This is a genomic window from Serratia sp. P2ACOL2 (assembly GCF_003691565.1).
Taxonomy (GTDB): domain Bacteria; phylum Pseudomonadota; class Gammaproteobacteria; order Enterobacterales; family Enterobacteriaceae; genus Serratia; species Serratia liquefaciens.
On record NZ_CP033162.1, the window covers coordinates 1,131,802 to 1,146,418 of the forward strand.

Annotated in this window: 15 protein-coding genes; 10 read left to right on the top strand and 5 right to left on the bottom strand. The window is 56.5% G+C overall.

Annotation, left to right across the window (positions count from 1 at the left end; translation table 11 throughout):
- Positions 1-130 precede the first annotated feature (130 nt).
- The 4 genes from EBA31_RS05400 to modC all read left to right on the top strand — a co-directional run bounded on the left by EBA31_RS05400 (position 131) and on the right by modC (position 3,102).
- Positions 131-280, top strand: coding sequence for an AcrZ family multidrug efflux pump-associated protein (locus EBA31_RS05400; RefSeq protein ID WP_020825707.1), 150 nt, complete (start codon positions 131-133; stop codon positions 278-280).
- A 294-nt stretch (positions 281-574) separates the two neighbouring features.
- On the top strand, positions 575-1,348 hold the full coding sequence (gene modA, locus EBA31_RS05405; RefSeq protein ID WP_020825708.1) for a molybdate ABC transporter substrate-binding protein: 774 nt from the start codon (positions 575-577) through the stop codon (positions 1,346-1,348).
- Positions 1,345-2,034, top strand: coding sequence for a molybdate ABC transporter permease subunit (modB, locus tag EBA31_RS05410; protein ID WP_020825709.1), 690 nt, complete (start codon positions 1,345-1,347; stop codon positions 2,032-2,034). The genes modA and modB overlap by 4 nt, the downstream gene beginning before the upstream one ends.
- Complete coding sequence (gene modC, locus EBA31_RS05415) at positions 2,035-3,102, top strand: molybdenum ABC transporter ATP-binding protein ModC (protein WP_020825710.1); 1,068 nt, start codon at positions 2,035-2,037, stop codon at positions 3,100-3,102. It begins immediately after the preceding gene.
- Positions 3,103-3,136: 34 nt separating this feature from the next.
- Here modC and EBA31_RS05420 read toward each other — a convergent pair whose 3' ends face one another.
- Positions 3,137-3,961 (bottom strand): pyridoxal phosphatase, encoded by an 825-nt coding sequence (locus EBA31_RS05420; protein WP_020825711.1) that lies wholly within the window; start codon positions 3,959-3,961, stop codon positions 3,137-3,139.
- Between the two features lie 178 nt (positions 3,962-4,139).
- On the opposite strand from EBA31_RS05420, the gene pgl reads away from it, so the two are divergent.
- The gene (gene pgl / locus EBA31_RS05425) at positions 4,140-5,135 is read left to right on the top strand and encodes a 6-phosphogluconolactonase (RefSeq protein ID WP_122077637.1); all 996 of its coding nucleotides are present in this window, start codon (positions 4,140-4,142) and stop codon (positions 5,133-5,135) included.
- Between the two features lie 94 nt (positions 5,136-5,229).
- Here pgl and EBA31_RS05430 read toward each other — a convergent pair whose 3' ends face one another.
- Positions 5,230-5,712 carry a kinase inhibitor gene (locus EBA31_RS05430; RefSeq protein ID WP_020825713.1) on the bottom strand — a complete coding sequence of 161 codons (483 nt, stop codon included), beginning with the start codon at positions 5,710-5,712 and terminating at the stop codon, positions 5,230-5,232.
- A 165-nt stretch (positions 5,713-5,877) separates the two neighbouring features.
- Between EBA31_RS05430 and EBA31_RS27235 the strand changes: the two genes are divergently transcribed.
- The gene (locus EBA31_RS27235) at positions 5,878-6,279 is read left to right on the top strand and encodes a YkvA family protein (RefSeq protein ID WP_048761208.1); all 402 of its coding nucleotides are present in this window, start codon (positions 5,878-5,880) and stop codon (positions 6,277-6,279) included.
- Positions 6,280-6,283: 4 nt separating this feature from the next.
- Here EBA31_RS27235 and bioA read toward each other — a convergent pair whose 3' ends face one another.
- Positions 6,284-7,558, bottom strand: a complete 1,275-nt coding sequence (gene bioA, locus EBA31_RS05440) for an adenosylmethionine--8-amino-7-oxononanoate transaminase (protein ID WP_122080586.1) — start codon at positions 7,556-7,558, stop codon at positions 6,284-6,286.
- Positions 7,559-7,648: 90 nt separating this feature from the next.
- Here bioA and bioB point away from each other — a divergent pair, with 90 nt between their 5' ends.
- Genes bioB through bioD form a run of 4 tightly spaced genes read left to right on the top strand, consistent with a single transcriptional unit; the run spans position 7,649 to position 11,261 of the window.
- On the top strand, positions 7,649-8,686 hold the full coding sequence (gene bioB, locus EBA31_RS05445; RefSeq protein WP_020825716.1) for a biotin synthase BioB: 1,038 nt from the start codon (positions 7,649-7,651) through the stop codon (positions 8,684-8,686).
- Positions 8,686-9,837, top strand: a complete 1,152-nt coding sequence (gene bioF, locus EBA31_RS05450; RefSeq protein WP_122077639.1) for an 8-amino-7-oxononanoate synthase — start codon at positions 8,686-8,688, stop codon at positions 9,835-9,837. The genes bioB and bioF overlap by 1 nt, the downstream gene beginning before the upstream one ends.
- Entirely contained in the window at positions 9,821-10,588 is a 768-nt protein-coding gene (gene bioC, locus EBA31_RS05455; protein WP_122077641.1) for a malonyl-ACP O-methyltransferase BioC, read from the top strand. The genes bioF and bioC overlap by 17 nt, the downstream gene beginning before the upstream one ends.
- Entirely contained in the window at positions 10,581-11,261 is a 681-nt protein-coding gene (gene bioD / locus EBA31_RS05460; RefSeq protein WP_122077643.1) for a dethiobiotin synthase, read from the top strand. Before bioC ends, bioD begins: the two co-directional genes overlap by 8 nt.
- A gap of 57 nt (positions 11,262-11,318) precedes the next feature.
- Here the strand turns inward: bioD and EBA31_RS05465 are convergent, their stop codons facing one another.
- Positions 11,319-12,995: a hypothetical protein gene (locus EBA31_RS05465; protein WP_122077645.1), complete on the bottom strand. Its 1,677-nt coding sequence runs from the start codon at positions 12,993-12,995 to the stop codon at positions 11,319-11,321.
- Positions 12,996-13,164: 169 nt separating this feature from the next.
- Positions 13,165-13,875 (bottom strand): ATP-binding cassette domain-containing protein, encoded by a 711-nt coding sequence (locus EBA31_RS05470; protein WP_041414306.1) that lies wholly within the window; start codon positions 13,873-13,875, stop codon positions 13,165-13,167.
- Positions 13,876-14,617: the final 742 nt, after the last annotated feature.

Consider the following 14,617-nt stretch of genomic DNA (forward strand, 5'->3'; position numbering starts at 1 on the left):
GGCACGTTTGGCCGGTTACAAATTCCGCCCAGTCTTTAAAATAACCCCGTTTTAGTCGGTTTTTTGGTTTAAACTAGAATTTACGTGGCGGTGTTCATTACCGCTCAATGGGCAGTTAAGTGAGGCTACCATGTTGGATTTATTGAAAAGTTTGCTGTTCGCTGTGGTCATGGTTCCGGTTGTGATGGCCATCATCCTCGGCCTGATCTACGGTTTGGCGGAAGTGTTCAACATTTTCTCCAAAGTGGGCCGTTCGAAAGAAAATCGTACCCAGCACTGATCGTTACCCATCCCCATTTCAAAGCCTGCCGGCGTCGTTCGGCAGGTAGATATATGCCCTAAATAATTCGAGTGGCTTGTAGGCGGCAACGCAGTGAATCCCCGGGAGCTTACTCTGGTAAGTGACCGGGGTGAACGAGGAGAGCCAACACCCAAGCAGCTTGAAGTATGACGGGTATTTCAAGATATCTCACACCCTGCCGATAAACCGCATGACAAGCTTCTGCGCGACGTTATATTATTTTTTATATAACGAAGAGTGATTGATAATGCACGTTAACTTGCGGAGAAAACAATGAAACAGCAATGGACTAAGTGGGTCGGCGGTATCGTATTGGCATCCGGTATGGTTATGCAGGCATCGGCAGCGGATAAAATTACCGTTTTTGCGGCCGCCTCGCTGACTAACGCACTGCAGGATATCGCGACCCAATACCAGAAAGGCAAGGATGTGCAGGTGGTTTCCTCATTCGCCTCCTCTTCCACGCTGGCGCGCCAGATTGAGCAGGGCGCCCCGGCCGATCTGTTTATCTCTGCCGATCAGCAGTGGATGGATTACGCCATCGACAAACAGCAAATGGTCAAAGACACCCGTTATACCCTGTTGGGCAACGAACTGGTGCTGATCGCGGCAAAAGACGCCAAACCGGCTAAAATCACGCTCGACAAGCAAACCGACTGGGCAAAACTGCTCAATGGCGGCCGCCTGTCGGTGGGCGATCCGGACCACGTGCCGGCCGGCATTTATGCCAAGGAAGCGCTGCAGAATCTCGGAGCCTGGACCGCGCTGGAACCTAAGTTGGCCCGGGCCAACAACGTACGCAGCGCCATGGCACTGGTAGAACGTGGCGAAGCGCCATTGGGCATTGTTTATGGTTCAGACGCGGTAGCCAGTGATAAAGTCAGCGTGGTGGCCATCTTCCCGGAAGACAGCCACAAACCGGTGGAATACCCGATGGCGATTGTGAAAGGTCATCAAACCCCGGCCGTCAGCGCGTTCTACAGCTACCTGAAGAGCCCGGAAGCGGCTGCTATTTTCAAACATTATGGATTCTCCCCGCGTAAATGATCCTGAGTGAGTACGAGTGGCAGGCCGTTGAACTGAGCCTGAAAGTGTCCGCCCTGGCGGTGGTGTGCAGTTTACCCTTTGGCATTCTGATGGCCTGGGTGCTGGTACGCTGCCGCTTCCCGGGTAAATCGCTGCTGGACAGTATTATTCACCTGCCGCTGGTACTGCCACCGGTGGTGGTCGGCTATTTATTGCTGATCGCCATGGGGCGGCGCGGCGTGATTGGCGAATGGCTGTATGACTGGTTTGGCTTCAGTTTCAGCTTTAGTTGGCGCGGTGCGGCGCTGGCTTCTGCCGTGGTGGCGTTCCCGCTGATGGTGCGCGCCATCCGGTTGGCGCTGGAGGCGGTGGATACCCGACTGGAACAGGCAGCCCGCACCCTTGGGGCCAACCCGTGGCGGGTGTTTTTCACCATCACGCTGCCGCTGTCGCTGCCCGGCGTGATTGTCGGTGTGGTATTGGCCTTTGCCCGTTCTCTGGGCGAGTTCGGCGCCACCATTACCTTTGTTTCCAACATTCCCGGCGAGACGCGTACCATACCGCTGGCGATGTATACCCTGATTGAAACGCCGGGGGCTGAAGCCGCCGCCGCGCGCCTGTGCGTGATTGCCATAGTGCTGTCACTGCTTTCACTGATGGTTTCCGAGTGGCTGGCCCGCTGGGGTCGTAAACGGATGGGCGTGTAAATGCTGGAGCTGGATTTCTCCCAACGCCTTGGGGATTTAAACCTTAACGTGCGCGCCGATCTGCCCGCGCAGGGCATCACCGCGATTTTTGGCCTGTCGGGTGCGGGTAAAACTTCCTTAATCAATGCCATTGGCGGCCTGACGCGCCTGCAGCAAGGCCGCATTGTGCTCAATGGCCGTACGCTGGTGGATACCGCCAGCGGCCTGTGCCTGCCACCGGAGAAGCGGCGGATTGGCTACGTGTTCCAGGACGCGCGCCTGTTCCCGCATTATCGGGTACGTGGCAACTTGCAATACGGTATGGCGACCAGTATGCGTGCTCAGTTCGACAACATTGTTGAATTGCTGGGTATCGGACCCTTGCTCAACCGCCTGCCGTTGACGCTGTCCGGCGGTGAAAAACAGCGGGTGGCGATTGGTCGTGCTTTATTGACCGCGCCGGAGTTGCTGCTGATGGATGAACCTCTGGCGTCGCTGGACCTGCCGCGCAAGCGCGAACTGCTGCCGTATCTGGAGCGGTTGGCGCAGGACGTCAATACGCCGATCCTTTACGTCAGCCACAGCATGGATGAAATTCTGCGTTTGGCCGAGCAGGTGATGGTGCTGGATAACGGTCAGGTAAGGGCATTCGGCGGGCTGGAAGAAGTGTGGGCCAGCAGCGCACTGCGGCCATGGTTGCAGCGTGAAGATCAAAGCAGCGTGCTGCGCGTCAGCGTAATTGAACATCATGCGCGCTACGCCATGACGGCCCTGGCGTTGGGCGACCAACGCCTGTGGGTCAGCGGAGTCGATGCCGCGTTGGGCGCTCAACTGCGCATCCGAATCAACGCCGCCGACGTTTCATTGGTGCTGCAGCCGCCGGTCAACAGCAGTATCCGCAACGTACTGCCGGCCAAGGTGACCGAGTGCCTGGACGTGGATGGGCAGGTGGAGGTGAAACTGGCGGTGGGAGAGAGCGTGCTGTGGGCGCGTATTACGCCGTGGGCGCGTGATGAGTTGGCGATCCGACCGGGTCAATGGTTGTATGCGCAGGTGAAAAGCGTGTCGATCAGCCGCGAGGCGCGTTAAATAGCGCCCTCCCCGCGGGGAGGGCAATCACGAATTACTGACCCAGCACGCGCGTGCGGATCACCTCGGCGATGCCAGGCTGCAGGTGATCGGCGATCACCAAATCGGCGCGTTGCTTGATAGCGTCATCGGCATTGCCCATCGCCACGCCCAGGCCTACCGCTTCCAGCATGCTGAGGTCATTGTAGTTATCCCCGAACGCCACCACCTGATCCATGCTCAGGCCCTGCGACTCGACCCACTGCTGCAGGCGTTTCCCTTTGCTGTTGCCGCCTTTGGCGATATCGACCTGATCGTGCCACGACCATTCGCAGGCCAGTCCCAGCTCTTTTTCCACCGTTTCGGCAAACTGGCGCAGAGCGGGAATATCGGCGTGCGAAGTGGCGAATTTCCAGATGGATTGTGCTTCATCGGCCGCCTGTACCAGGCTGTTGACCTGCAACAGCGTTGGGCGCTGCGCCGGCGGCAGGGTTTCCGCCCAGGCAAGTGAACGGGTGACGTGGCCGCTGGGTTCCTGATACAGCATGGCGTCGTCCACGTACATCAGGCCGTGAATGCCGCTTTGTTTCAGCATTTGCAGCACCAGTTTGGCCTGATCTTTGGCCAGCGGATCGGCGGCCAGCACTTTTTGCTGCTGGAAGTCATACAGATAGGTGCCGTTGCAGCAGATTGCCGGGGTGTCTATCTCCAGCGCCTGATAAAACGGGTGGATCGCCACATGATGGCGGCCGGTGACGACAATCACTTTGATACCGGCAGCGCGCGCTTGCGCCAGGGCTGCCAGCGACTGCGGTAAAATGCGTTTTTGGTTGTCCAGCAGGGTGCCATCCAGATCGAGGGCAATGACGCGGTAGCTCATAGGGATCTCATTATCGTTAGCAACAAAATTAAACCGATGGTACACCGGATAAGCGATGGATAAAACAGCACAGATTTCCTCAGCAACACAGGGTTGTTATGTCACGGATGTGAGGTAAGCTAGGGGAAACCGAAAAACCTGAAACCGGTTTCTCTCTTACCCTATTCAAGGAGAACACATGAAGCAAATCGTTTATGTCGCCAGCCCGGAAAGCCAACAAATTCACGTCTGGCAGCTAGGCGATGCAGGGGCCCTGGCGCTGCTGCAAACCGTCGAAGTCCCGGGTCAGGTGCAACCGATGGCGATCCACCCGGACCGAACGCACCTGTACGTCGGCGTGCGCCCGGCGTTCGGCATCGTCAGCTACCGCATCGAGGCGGACGGCACGCTGCAACAGGCGGGCATGGCACCGCTGCCGGGCAGCCCGACCCACATCTCCACCGATTTGCAGGGGCGTTATCTGTTCTCCGCCTCCTACAGCGGCAACTGCGCCAGCGTCAGTCCGATCGGCCATGACGGCGTAGTGGGCGCACCTCTTCAGCAGATTGACGGGTTAACTGCGCCGCACTCGGCCAATATCGATCCGACCAATCAGCTGCTGCTGGTGCCTTGCCTGAAAGAAGATCGCATTCGTCTGTTCAATTTGGATCAACAGGGTGAACTGACGCCGCATGCTCAGGAAGCGGTTGCAACCGCCGCCGGTGCTGGCCCGCGCCACATGGCATTCCACCCTAACGACAAATTTGCCTACTGCGTCAACGAGCTGGACGGCACGGTAGACGTGCTGGCCATCAGTGAAAACGGCGCTAAATACACCCTGGCGCAAACGCTGGATATCATGCCTGCCGATTTCAACGGCACCCGTTGGGCGGCGGATATTCACCTCACGCCGAATGGCCGCTTCCTCTACACCAGCGACCGCACCGCCAGCATTTTGACCATTTTCAGCGTCTCCGAAGATGGCAGCACCCTGTCGGTCGTTGGCTACCACCCGACTGAAGAGCAGCCACGCGGCTTCAACATCGACCACAGCGGCCGCTTTGTGATCTCGTCCGGCCAGAAGTCCGAGCATATCGGGGTATATGAAATCGATCAGGCCAGCGGCAAGCTGACCACTCTGGCACGTTACCCGGTGGGTAAAGGCCCGATGTGGGTAAGCGTATTAGCGAAGTAAATGATACCCGGTTGCCGTAAGGGTGAATGAATAATGAGGGCGCAGCTTGCTGCGCCCCTACAGTCTCTCGGGTTGGGGTTGTTTTTCCCGAAAATCAGCTGTATTTCACCGTCAGCGTGGCGCTGCCAAGGCTATGGAAGTGCACGTTGAAACCGACCAGCGCGCCGCTGGAACCTTCATCCACCTCAATACTTTCTACGTCCAGTGCGTGGACGGTGAAGTGATAGCGGTGGCTTTCTCCCTGCGGTGGCGCCGCGCCGCCATAGCCGGCGGAACCAAAATCGGTGCGGGTCTGCACGGCGCCGGCCGGCAAGCCGCCCTTGCCGGAACCTGCGCCCTGCGGCAGTTCACGCGTGGCAGCCGGGATATTGGCTACCACCCAGTGCCACCAGCCGGAGCCGGTCGGGGCATCGGGATCGTATACCGAAATCACGAAACTCTTGGTGCCTTCCGGCACGCCGTCCCAGGCCAGATGCGGCGACAGATTATCGCCATGATAACCCATGCCGTTGAATACCTGGCGCTCCGGCATTTTCGCGCCGTCCTGCAAATCGTTGCTGTACAAACGAAAGCTCATAATGACTCCATTGGTCGGTAAAAGCTGAATGCCTAAGCTAGACCTTTTTGACGTAATAACACAAGCCTCATTGCGCCTCGCCAGCGGCCTGCTCTATGAGTTATCCTCGTTAACGCCGAAGCTACATACGCGACATCAATAATTCACAGATCGATACAAGCAATCATGATTTCATTAAAAAAACGTACGCCGTGGTTTGGTTGGCTGCGCCGCTGGGCCAAGGGCATCAAGCGCGATATTTATGCTCTTTGGCTGGCCGCCCGTGACCGGCGCACGCCCTGGTATGCCAAATTGATCGCCCTGCTGGTGGCGGGTTATGCGGTATCGCCTATCGATCTGATCCCGGACTTTATTCCGGTGCTGGGCTATCTGGACGACGTGATTATTGTGCCGCTGGGCATAATGCTGGCGGTGCGGTTGATCCCCAAGCCGCTGATGGTGGAGTTCCGCGAGAAGGCGCAAAGGCGTATCGACAATCCTACCGGGCGGATGGCGGCGGTAATGATCATTTTGCTGTGGGTGTTGTGTCTGGTATTGCTGGCCCGTTATCTGGACCAGCATTGGTAATCTGTTATTGGACCGCGGCGGTGACTGCGGCGGTCAATTTGCTGAGCTGTTCAGGCTCGATGATGTAAGGCGGCATTAAATAAATCAGTTTGCCGAACGGGCGGATCCACACACCGCGCTCGACGAATCCGCGCTGTAGCTGCGCCATATCCACCGGCTCGCGCATTTCCACTACGCCAATCGCCCCCAATACCCGCACGTCCGCTACTTTTGGCTGCATTTTCAGCGGCAATAGCTGCTGTTTCAACTGGGTCTCGATGGCGGCCACCTGCTGTTGCCAGCGATTTTCCGCCAGCAGCGACAGGCTGGCATTCGCCACCGCGCAGGCCAAAGGATTGCCCATAAAGGTAGGACCGTGCATAAAGCAGCCCGCAGCGCCGTTGCTGATGGTTTCCGCCACGTGGCGGGTGGTCAGGGTGGCGGAAAGCGTCATATAGCCGCCGGTCAACGCCTTGCCCAGACACAGAATATCCGGTACTACCTCGGCATGTTCACAGGCGAACAGCTTGCCGGTGCGTCCGAAACCGGTAGCGATCTCGTCGGCAATCAGCAGCACCTGATAGCGGTCACAGAGTTCGCGTACCCGTTTAAGGTAAGTCGGGTGATAGATGCGCATGCCGCCCGCCCCCTGGACCACCGGTTCCAGGATCACCGCCGCCACTTCACCGGCGTGTTGTTCCAGCAGCGCGGCGAACGGGGCGATATCATTTTCATCCCAGGCCTGATCGAAACCGCACTGCGGCGCGGTAGCGAACAGGTGCGGCGCGAGATAGCCCTGATACAGGCTGTGCATCGAGTTGTCCGGATCGCATACCGACATCGCGCCGAAGGTATCGCCGTGATAGCCGTGACGCAGGGTCAGAATGCGCTGCCGCCGTTCCCCGCGCGCTTGCCAGTATTGCAACGCCATCTTCAGCGACACTTCCACCGCCACCGACCCGGAATCCGCCAGGAACACGCATTGCAGCGCTTCCGGCGTCATAGCGACCAACTTGCGACACAGTTCAATCGCGGCGGAGTGGGTAATGCCGCCGAACATCACGTGCGACATCTTTTCCAACTGCTGCGTGGCGGCCAGGTTCAACTGCGGGTGGTTATATCCGTGAATGGCCGCCCACCAGGACGACATACCGTCAATCAGGCGTCGGCCATCGGCCAACTGCAGTTCAACGCCGCTGGCGGCCTCTACCGGATAACAGGGCAGTGGGTGGCTCATCGAGGTGTAAGGGTGCCAGATATGGCGCTGATCGAATTCCAGATCGGAGTCAGTGACAGACATACTTGTAAACCAAATCATGTGTGTAATGGTTGACAGTATATCCACAATATCTAAACTGACGACACTTTTTTCATTTTTGGAGACGCCGTGATGGCCGATCGCATTCACTGGACAGTGGGTCTCGCCCAGACCCTGTTTGATAAACCCCTGCTTGAGTTATTGTTTGAAGCCCAGACGGTTCACCGCCAGCATTTTGATCCGCGTCAGGTGCAGGTGAGCACGCTGTTATCAATCAAAACCGGCGCCTGTCCCGAAGACTGCAAGTACTGTCCGCAGAGCTCCCGCTACAAAACCGGCCTGGAGTCGGAGCGGTTGATGCAGGTGGAACAGGTGCTGGAATCGGCGCGCAAGGCCAAGGCCAACGGATCGACCCGCTTCTGTATGGGCGCGGCGTGGAAAAACCCGCACGAGCGCGATATGCCTTACCTGCAGCAGATGGTGCAAGGCGTGAAGGCCATGGGGATGGAAACCTGCATGACCCTGGGCACGCTGGATGGCTCACAGGCGGAACGCTTGGCCGAAGCCGGGCTGGATTATTACAACCACAACCTGGATACCTCGCCGGAATTCTACGGCAATATCATCACCACCCGTAGCTATCAGGAACGCCTGGATACGTTGGGCAAGGTGCGTGGTGCGGGTATCAAAGTCTGCTCCGGCGGCATCGTTGGGCTGGGAGAAACGGTGCGTGACCGCGCAGGGCTGCTGGTACAGTTGGCCAATCTGCCCACGCCGCCGGAGAGCGTGCCGATCAACATGCTGGTGAAGGTTAAGGGGACGCCGCTGGCGGACAACGACGACGTCGATCCTTTTGATTTCATTCGCACTATCGCAGTGGCACGCATCATGATGCCGTCTTCTTACGTGCGTCTTTCAGCCGGTCGCGAGCAGATGAACGAACAAACCCAGGCGATGTGCTTTATGGCCGGTGCCAACTCCATCTTCTACGGCTGCAAGCTGCTGACCACGCCAAACCCGGAAGAGGACAAGGATCTGCAATTGTTCCGCAAGCTGGGCCTCAACCCGCAGCAGACCGAAACCGAGCACGGCGACAACCAGCAACAAGAAGTGCTGGCTGCGCGCCTGATGCAGGCCGATACCGCTGAGTTTTACAACGCGGCGCTGTAATGAGCTGGCAACAACGTATTGAACAGGCGCTGGAGGAGCGGCAACAGAGTGCCGCTTACCGCCACCGTTTGGTGAATCAGGGCGGCAATGGCCGCCATCTTCAGCTTAACGACCAGCGCTACCTGAATTTTTCCGGCAATGACTATCTGGGCCTGAGCCAGAATGCGCAGGTGATCGCTGCCTGGCAGCAGGGTGCGCAGCAATATGGCGTGGGGTCCGGCGGTTCCGGCCACGTCACCGGTTTTTGTACTGCGCATCAGGCGCTGGAACAACAATTGGCGCAGTGGTTGGGTTATCCGCGCGCGCTGCTGTTTATCTCTGGCTATGCCGCCAATCAGGCGCTGCTGGCGGCGCTGATGCAGGACGAGGATCGCATTCTGGCCGATCGGCTTAGCCACGCCTCGCTGCTGGAGGCGGCAGCTCACTCACCGGCCCAACTCCGACGCTTTCGCCATAACCAACCGCAGGCGTTGGCCGATTTGCTGGCAAAACCCTGCGGCGGCCAGACGTTGGCGGTCACCGAAGGGGTATTCAGCATGGACGGCGACAGTGCCCCTTTGGCAGAGCTGCACCGTTTGACCCGCGAGGCAGGCGCCTGGTTGATGGTTGACGACGCACACGGCATTGGCGTTCAGGGTGAACAGGGGCGCGGCAGTTGCTGGCAGCAGGGCGTACGGCCCGAGTTGTTGGTGGTCACTTTCGGCAAAGCCTTTGGCCTCAGTGGCGCTGCGGTCCTGTGCGATGAATCTACGGCTGAATACCTGTTGCAGTTTGCCCGCCATCTGATTTACAGCACGGCGATGCCGCCGGCACAGGCCTGTGCGCTGCAGGCAGCGTTGCATTGTATCCAGCAGGGTGACGAATTACGCACGCGGTTGAACACGAATATTCAGCGATTTCGCCAGGGGGCGGCCCAGTTGTCGCTGACGCTGACGGAGTCTCTAACCGCCATTCAGCCGTTGTTGGTGGGGGATAATCAGCGAGCGCTTGATTTGGCGCAGCACCTGCGTGCGCAAGGCCTGTGGGTGAGTGCGATCCGCCCGCCAACGGTACCGCCGGGCGGTGCGCGTTTGCGTATTACCCTGACGGCGGCGCATCAGCCACAGGATATCGATCGTCTGCTGGAGGTATTGCATGACGTCAGCGTTTGAACAGGTTAACAAGCAAGCGGTCGCCTCGGCCTTTAGCCGCGCGGCCGTGAGTTATGACGCGGTGGCGGTATTACAGCGTGATGTGGGTGAGCGCTTACTGGGGATGGCGCAGGAGCACCGGGGCGAGCAACTGCTCGATGCCGGCTGTGGCACCGGTTATTTCAGCCGCCGCTGGCGCGAACTGGGCAAGCAGGTGACGGCACTCGATTTGGCACCGGGTATGCTGGCCTTTGCCCGCCAGCAGCAGGCAGCGGATCATTATCTGTTGGGCGACATCGAAAATGTTCCCTTAGCCGATGCTGCCGTGGATATCAGTTTCAGCAGCCTGGTGGTGCAATGGTGCAGCGATCTGCCGCGGGCGTTGGCAGAGTTGTACCGCGTTACCCGCCCGGGCGGCGTGATTTTATTTTCCACCCTGGCTGAAGGTTCGCTGCATGAATTGGGTGACGCCTGGCAGCAGGTGGACGGTGAGCGGCATGTTAATGATTTTCTGCCGCTGGCGCAGATTGAGGCGGCCTGTGCGGGTTATCGCCATCACCTGCAGGCGGAATGGCAAACCCTGAATTACCCGGACGTAATGGCGTTGATGCGATCCCTCAAGGGGATAGGTGCGACCCATTTGCATCAGGGACGAGAGGCTGGGTTACTGTCCCGACAGCGCCTCGCCGCCTTGCAGGCAGCCTATCCCTGCCGCCGTGGACAATTTCCGCTCAGCTATCATCTGGTTTATGGAGTGATTTATCGTGATTAAGCGTTGGTTTGTCACCGGCACTGACACCGAAGTGGGCAAAACTGTGGCCAGCAGCGCCTTGCTGCAGGCAGCCAATTTGGCGGGTTACCGCACGGCTGGCTACAAACCTGTGGCTTCAGGCAGCGAGATGACCGCGGAAGGGCTACGTAACGGCGATGCGTTGGCATTGCAGGCCAACAGCGCGGTGGCGCTAAGCTATGACGAAGTAAACCCTTATGTGTTTGCAGAACCGACCTCACCGCACATTGTCAGCGCCGACGAAGGGCGGCCGATCGAACTGGCTCAGCTTTCCGCCGGGTTACGTCACCTGGAGCAGCGGGCCGAGTGGCTGTTGGTCGAAGGTGCCGGGGGCTGGTTTACGCCGCTTAGTGAGCAACATACCTTTGCCGACTGGGTGCAGCAGGAACAACTGCCGGTCATTTTGGTGGTGGGAATACGGCTGGGCTGCATCAACCATGCCGTGCTGACCGCACAGGCTATCCGGCAGGCGGGATTGCCGCTGGTCGGTTGGATCGCCAATGACGTCTGCGCGCCGGGTCGCCGCCATCAGGAATATATGGCCACGCTGCGCCGCATGTTACCGGCCCCGCTGCTGGGGGAGATCCCCCATCTGCCCGAAGCCGAACGACAGGCGCTGGGGCAGTATCTGGATTTGAGCGTTTTACCCTTTTAAGCGTTAGATCCTCCGTCCAGGGTATTCGCCATGGACGGAGATCGGCTGGTTGCCTATTTACATGGCGGTGATGCAAGCGTTATCCACGTATAAAACCCCGTTTTTAGCTAAAGCATACAAATTGAATGACAAGATAACGTGAGTTGCCCAAACCGGCACTTTTCGCCTGTTGCTATTAAATCGGTATTCTTTGAATTCGAGATAATCATTGGTGTTTAGCATGCCATCCCAGGCGGCGGCATCCGATTTCGCGATGATCGACACACCATTGCTTTCGGTTTCCTGAATACAGGCATAGTGCAGCGTGGAAAATAAATTGCCGGTGCCGCCATTCAGTGTTTTCAGGGTAAAACAAGCACCTAGCTGTTCATATTGCGATACTGGCACAATCAACCTTAGGCCCGCATTGGCGTTGGTATTGCCCAATTTTGTCACTTTTAACGCATTACTGCCGTTAGTGCCTGCACCGGATTCGATGGCGATAGTGATGGCGTCTGAGGTGAAGGGATCGCTGACGCTACCGCCAGAGACTTCCCAACCTATAGGTTTCGTCGTGAATGAAAAACTTCCGTCTTTAATCTTGTTATTATTCATGGTGGTTAAAGTTTGAAGACCTTTGCCTCCGCCGCCACCATCGAGGCGGCTATTACGGATCACGAAGTCACCGGTGCCGCCGAAATAACGTCCTGTCGTGGTTCTCACACCATAAAATTTGACATTTTCGACGATAATTCCACTGCTGCCAGCTTCGGCAAAAAAACAGTATTCTTTGGTCAGGGGGCCTTCCAGCGTAATAATTTCACCCCCCTGAATAAGTAGCGAGGCGTTTTGGTTGGCACTACAGCGGAACGGGAAATCAGTAAGCGGACTATTTTCATTATTGAACTCGATATGGCAACCGTGCAATTCGACGCTCCCCGCTTGCACATTTACAATAGCACCAGCGTAATCTATTGATGTACCGAAAAAACGAAATGCACCGTTCGGATTCTGGTTGCCAATGGCCAGACCTTGCGAGTTACCGAGTGTACCGCCAAAGAAGTTAATCCCTTCGCCAAAGTTTTTAGCACCGGATTCAGCAGATGGCATATGTACACATTCATAACAACGGATGACCTCACAGGCGTAGTGATGTCCAATATAGGCGTTAGCGCCAAAATACATACCGTAATAAAAACCAGAAATATACACGTTATTAACGGAAAAGTTCCCCAGCAGGCCTCCCAGCAGATTTCCCTGTGGATCTTTTTTTTCTGGCGAATCAAACAAGATCCCGTCAATAAAGTTGTATTCGTCTTTTTTTTCATCTGCCATATCAGGTAACGCAGTTTTTTTCTTTGCACCGATCCCTTTGACGCTAAAGTTTTTTAAGATTGGCGCTGGCCGAATGGGGACACCATTATCCAGTGCGAGCGAGGTCGCATAGCAACGCATAAAGTAGTGGTGATCGTTTTCAGTGCCACTTGGAATGTTAGTGGTGATTTTTACACCATTGCCGTCAATATAAACGAAGCCAACGTCGATATCTGTCTTGGGGGCTATCCAGGTCTCAAACGGGGAGGCGAATTTTACAGTTGTCGGTCTTTTTAAGGTGTCTTTAATGAAGGTTTGCGCTTTGACCAACTCGTCGCGCGACTTGACGTAAATACCCGCCACATCGAGACGCTCTTTTAGCGTCCAGGCTTTACTGTTCAGATCGCTATATTGGATAAATTGTGCATCATTATCAGCCATGATCTAACCCTCGATTCAAGTATATTGGATGTGAAAACCCGTTGAATATGGAGGGCGTGTCTGACCACTTCCAGTCTCTATCGTTCTGTCTGCGTTGGTACAACGGCAGAGGTGTTAATTCAGCATCGGCTAATTAAAAGCAGGGACGCATTATTTGCGTCCCTGCTTATCACACCGCCAGATAGGCATTGATCAAGTCCTCATCCAACTGTTCCAGCGTACCATCCGCCACGCTGCGGCCCTTATCCATCAGGCAAAAGCGATCTGCCACGCGGCGGACAAAGGGCAGTTTGTGCTCCACCAGCAGGATAGTCATGCCCAGTTCCCGGTTAAGTTTGCGGATCACGTTGCCGATATCGGCGGCGATGGACGGTTGAACACCGCTGGTGGGTTCGTCGAGGATCAGCAGCTCTGGTTCCAGTACCAGTGCGCGGCCAATCGCCAGCTGCTGCTGTTCACCGTCGCCCAAATCGCCGGCCCGACGTCCGCGCATCTCCCTCAGGTTGGGAAACAGGTTATAAATCAACGGCGGGATGCGGCGGGATTTATCGCGTCCGGCCATCAGCGCCACCTGCAGGTTTTCCTCAACGCTGAGTTGTGAAAATATCTGTCGCCCCTGGGGAACGTAGCTGATCCCCAGCTCCGTTCGGGTTTCTACCGGCTGCTGCAGCAGATTTTGCGGGGGTTCGTCTGCCAACTGCCAGGTCATGCTGCCGCTGACCACCGGCAAATGACCCATAATGCAGTTGACCAGCGTGGTTTTGCCTACGCCGTTACGGCCGATAAGCACCGTACATTGGCCACGCGGCAGTTCCAGATTGATATCCCACAGGGTATGGTTTTGCCCATAAAACTGATTCACTGACCTTAAACTCAACATCCGGCATTCTCCTCAAAGACCTGTCTTCCACTCGTGGTTGTACGCCCATAGCGGGCGTCGGCGTAACGCGGCGTTAACAGGCCGCGCCGATTTCACCCGCCGGAACCGCAGGCGGCCGGTGCAGGGAAGGGGGACGAACCCCTTCTTCCTCGCTTAATCCACTCCCTACTGCGATTTCCGCCTTAGCGGTTTCTTTCCCGAGTGTTTCAATGTCTGGAACAAAATGCTGATCTGCTACCTTCAACGAGGTAGTTAAGTTTTGACTTAAGCAAGCAATACATAGGTGAAAATGGCACCTAAAGGCCATTCGTTAGCGCTCTCTCATGTTTATGTCGCCAATGTCAGTTGATTCGTATTGGCGTGACGCTAAACCCCGAACAGCTCATTCTGCCGTTTCGGGGCGTAGATTTCCCCGAGCCCACTTTCGCCGTCAAAGGGTAATGCAACCCTTGGGCCAACTTTTTGAACGCTGTAAATCAGAGATTGTTATTGCCTTGTTAACGGCCTGGCGCGCCAGACGCGGGCTGGGTGGAATAGCGGAAAATAGCGGGAAAGTTAACACGGACGATTTTTGCACTCTTCCGGTGCTGAGCAGAAGAGTTATGGTGCAAGCTATTTCATCGCTCGCCTCAAGATGCAGCAAAGGAAGGTAACAATGGGACAAATCTGTTTTTGGCAATGGGTCTTTTTAGCATTAATCGGCATAAACAAAGCGATATTTTTGTGAAAAAATAACTAAAAA

What these genes read in the sequence shown, in the direction of transcription:
- EBA31_RS05400 (WP_020825707.1), top strand. Translation starts at nt 131, where the DNA reads ATGTTGGATTTATTGAAAAGTTTGCTGTTCGCTGTGGTCATGGTTCCG.
- modA (WP_020825708.1), top strand. Translation starts at nt 575, where the DNA reads ATGAAACAGCAATGGACTAAGTGGGTCGGCGGTATCGTATTGGCATCC.
- modB (WP_020825709.1), top strand. Translation starts at nt 1,345, where the DNA reads ATGATCCTGAGTGAGTACGAGTGGCAGGCCGTTGAACTGAGCCTGAAA.
- modC (WP_020825710.1), top strand. Translation starts at nt 2,035, where the DNA reads ATGCTGGAGCTGGATTTCTCCCAACGCCTTGGGGATTTAAACCTTAAC.
- EBA31_RS05420 (WP_020825711.1), bottom strand. Translation starts at nt 3,961, where the DNA reads ATGAGCTACCGCGTCATTGCCCTCGATCTGGATGGCACCCTGCTGGAC.
- pgl (WP_122077637.1), top strand. Translation starts at nt 4,140, where the DNA reads ATGAAGCAAATCGTTTATGTCGCCAGCCCGGAAAGCCAACAAATTCAC.
- EBA31_RS05430 (WP_020825713.1), bottom strand. Translation starts at nt 5,712, where the DNA reads ATGAGCTTTCGTTTGTACAGCAACGATTTGCAGGACGGCGCGAAAATG.
- EBA31_RS27235 (WP_048761208.1), top strand. Translation starts at nt 5,878, where the DNA reads ATGATTTCATTAAAAAAACGTACGCCGTGGTTTGGTTGGCTGCGCCGC.
- bioA (WP_122080586.1), bottom strand. Translation starts at nt 7,558, where the DNA reads ATGTCTGTCACTGACTCCGATCTGGAATTCGATCAGCGCCATATCTGG.
- bioB (WP_020825716.1), top strand. Translation starts at nt 7,649, where the DNA reads ATGGCCGATCGCATTCACTGGACAGTGGGTCTCGCCCAGACCCTGTTT.
- bioF (WP_122077639.1), top strand. Translation starts at nt 8,686, where the DNA reads ATGAGCTGGCAACAACGTATTGAACAGGCGCTGGAGGAGCGGCAACAG.
- bioC (WP_122077641.1), top strand. Translation starts at nt 9,821, where the DNA reads ATGACGTCAGCGTTTGAACAGGTTAACAAGCAAGCGGTCGCCTCGGCC.
- EBA31_RS05465 (WP_122077645.1), bottom strand. Translation starts at nt 12,995, where the DNA reads ATGGCTGATAATGATGCACAATTTATCCAATATAGCGATCTGAACAGT.
- EBA31_RS05470 (WP_041414306.1), bottom strand. Translation starts at nt 13,875, where the DNA reads ATGTTGAGTTTAAGGTCAGTGAATCAGTTTTATGGGCAAAACCATACC.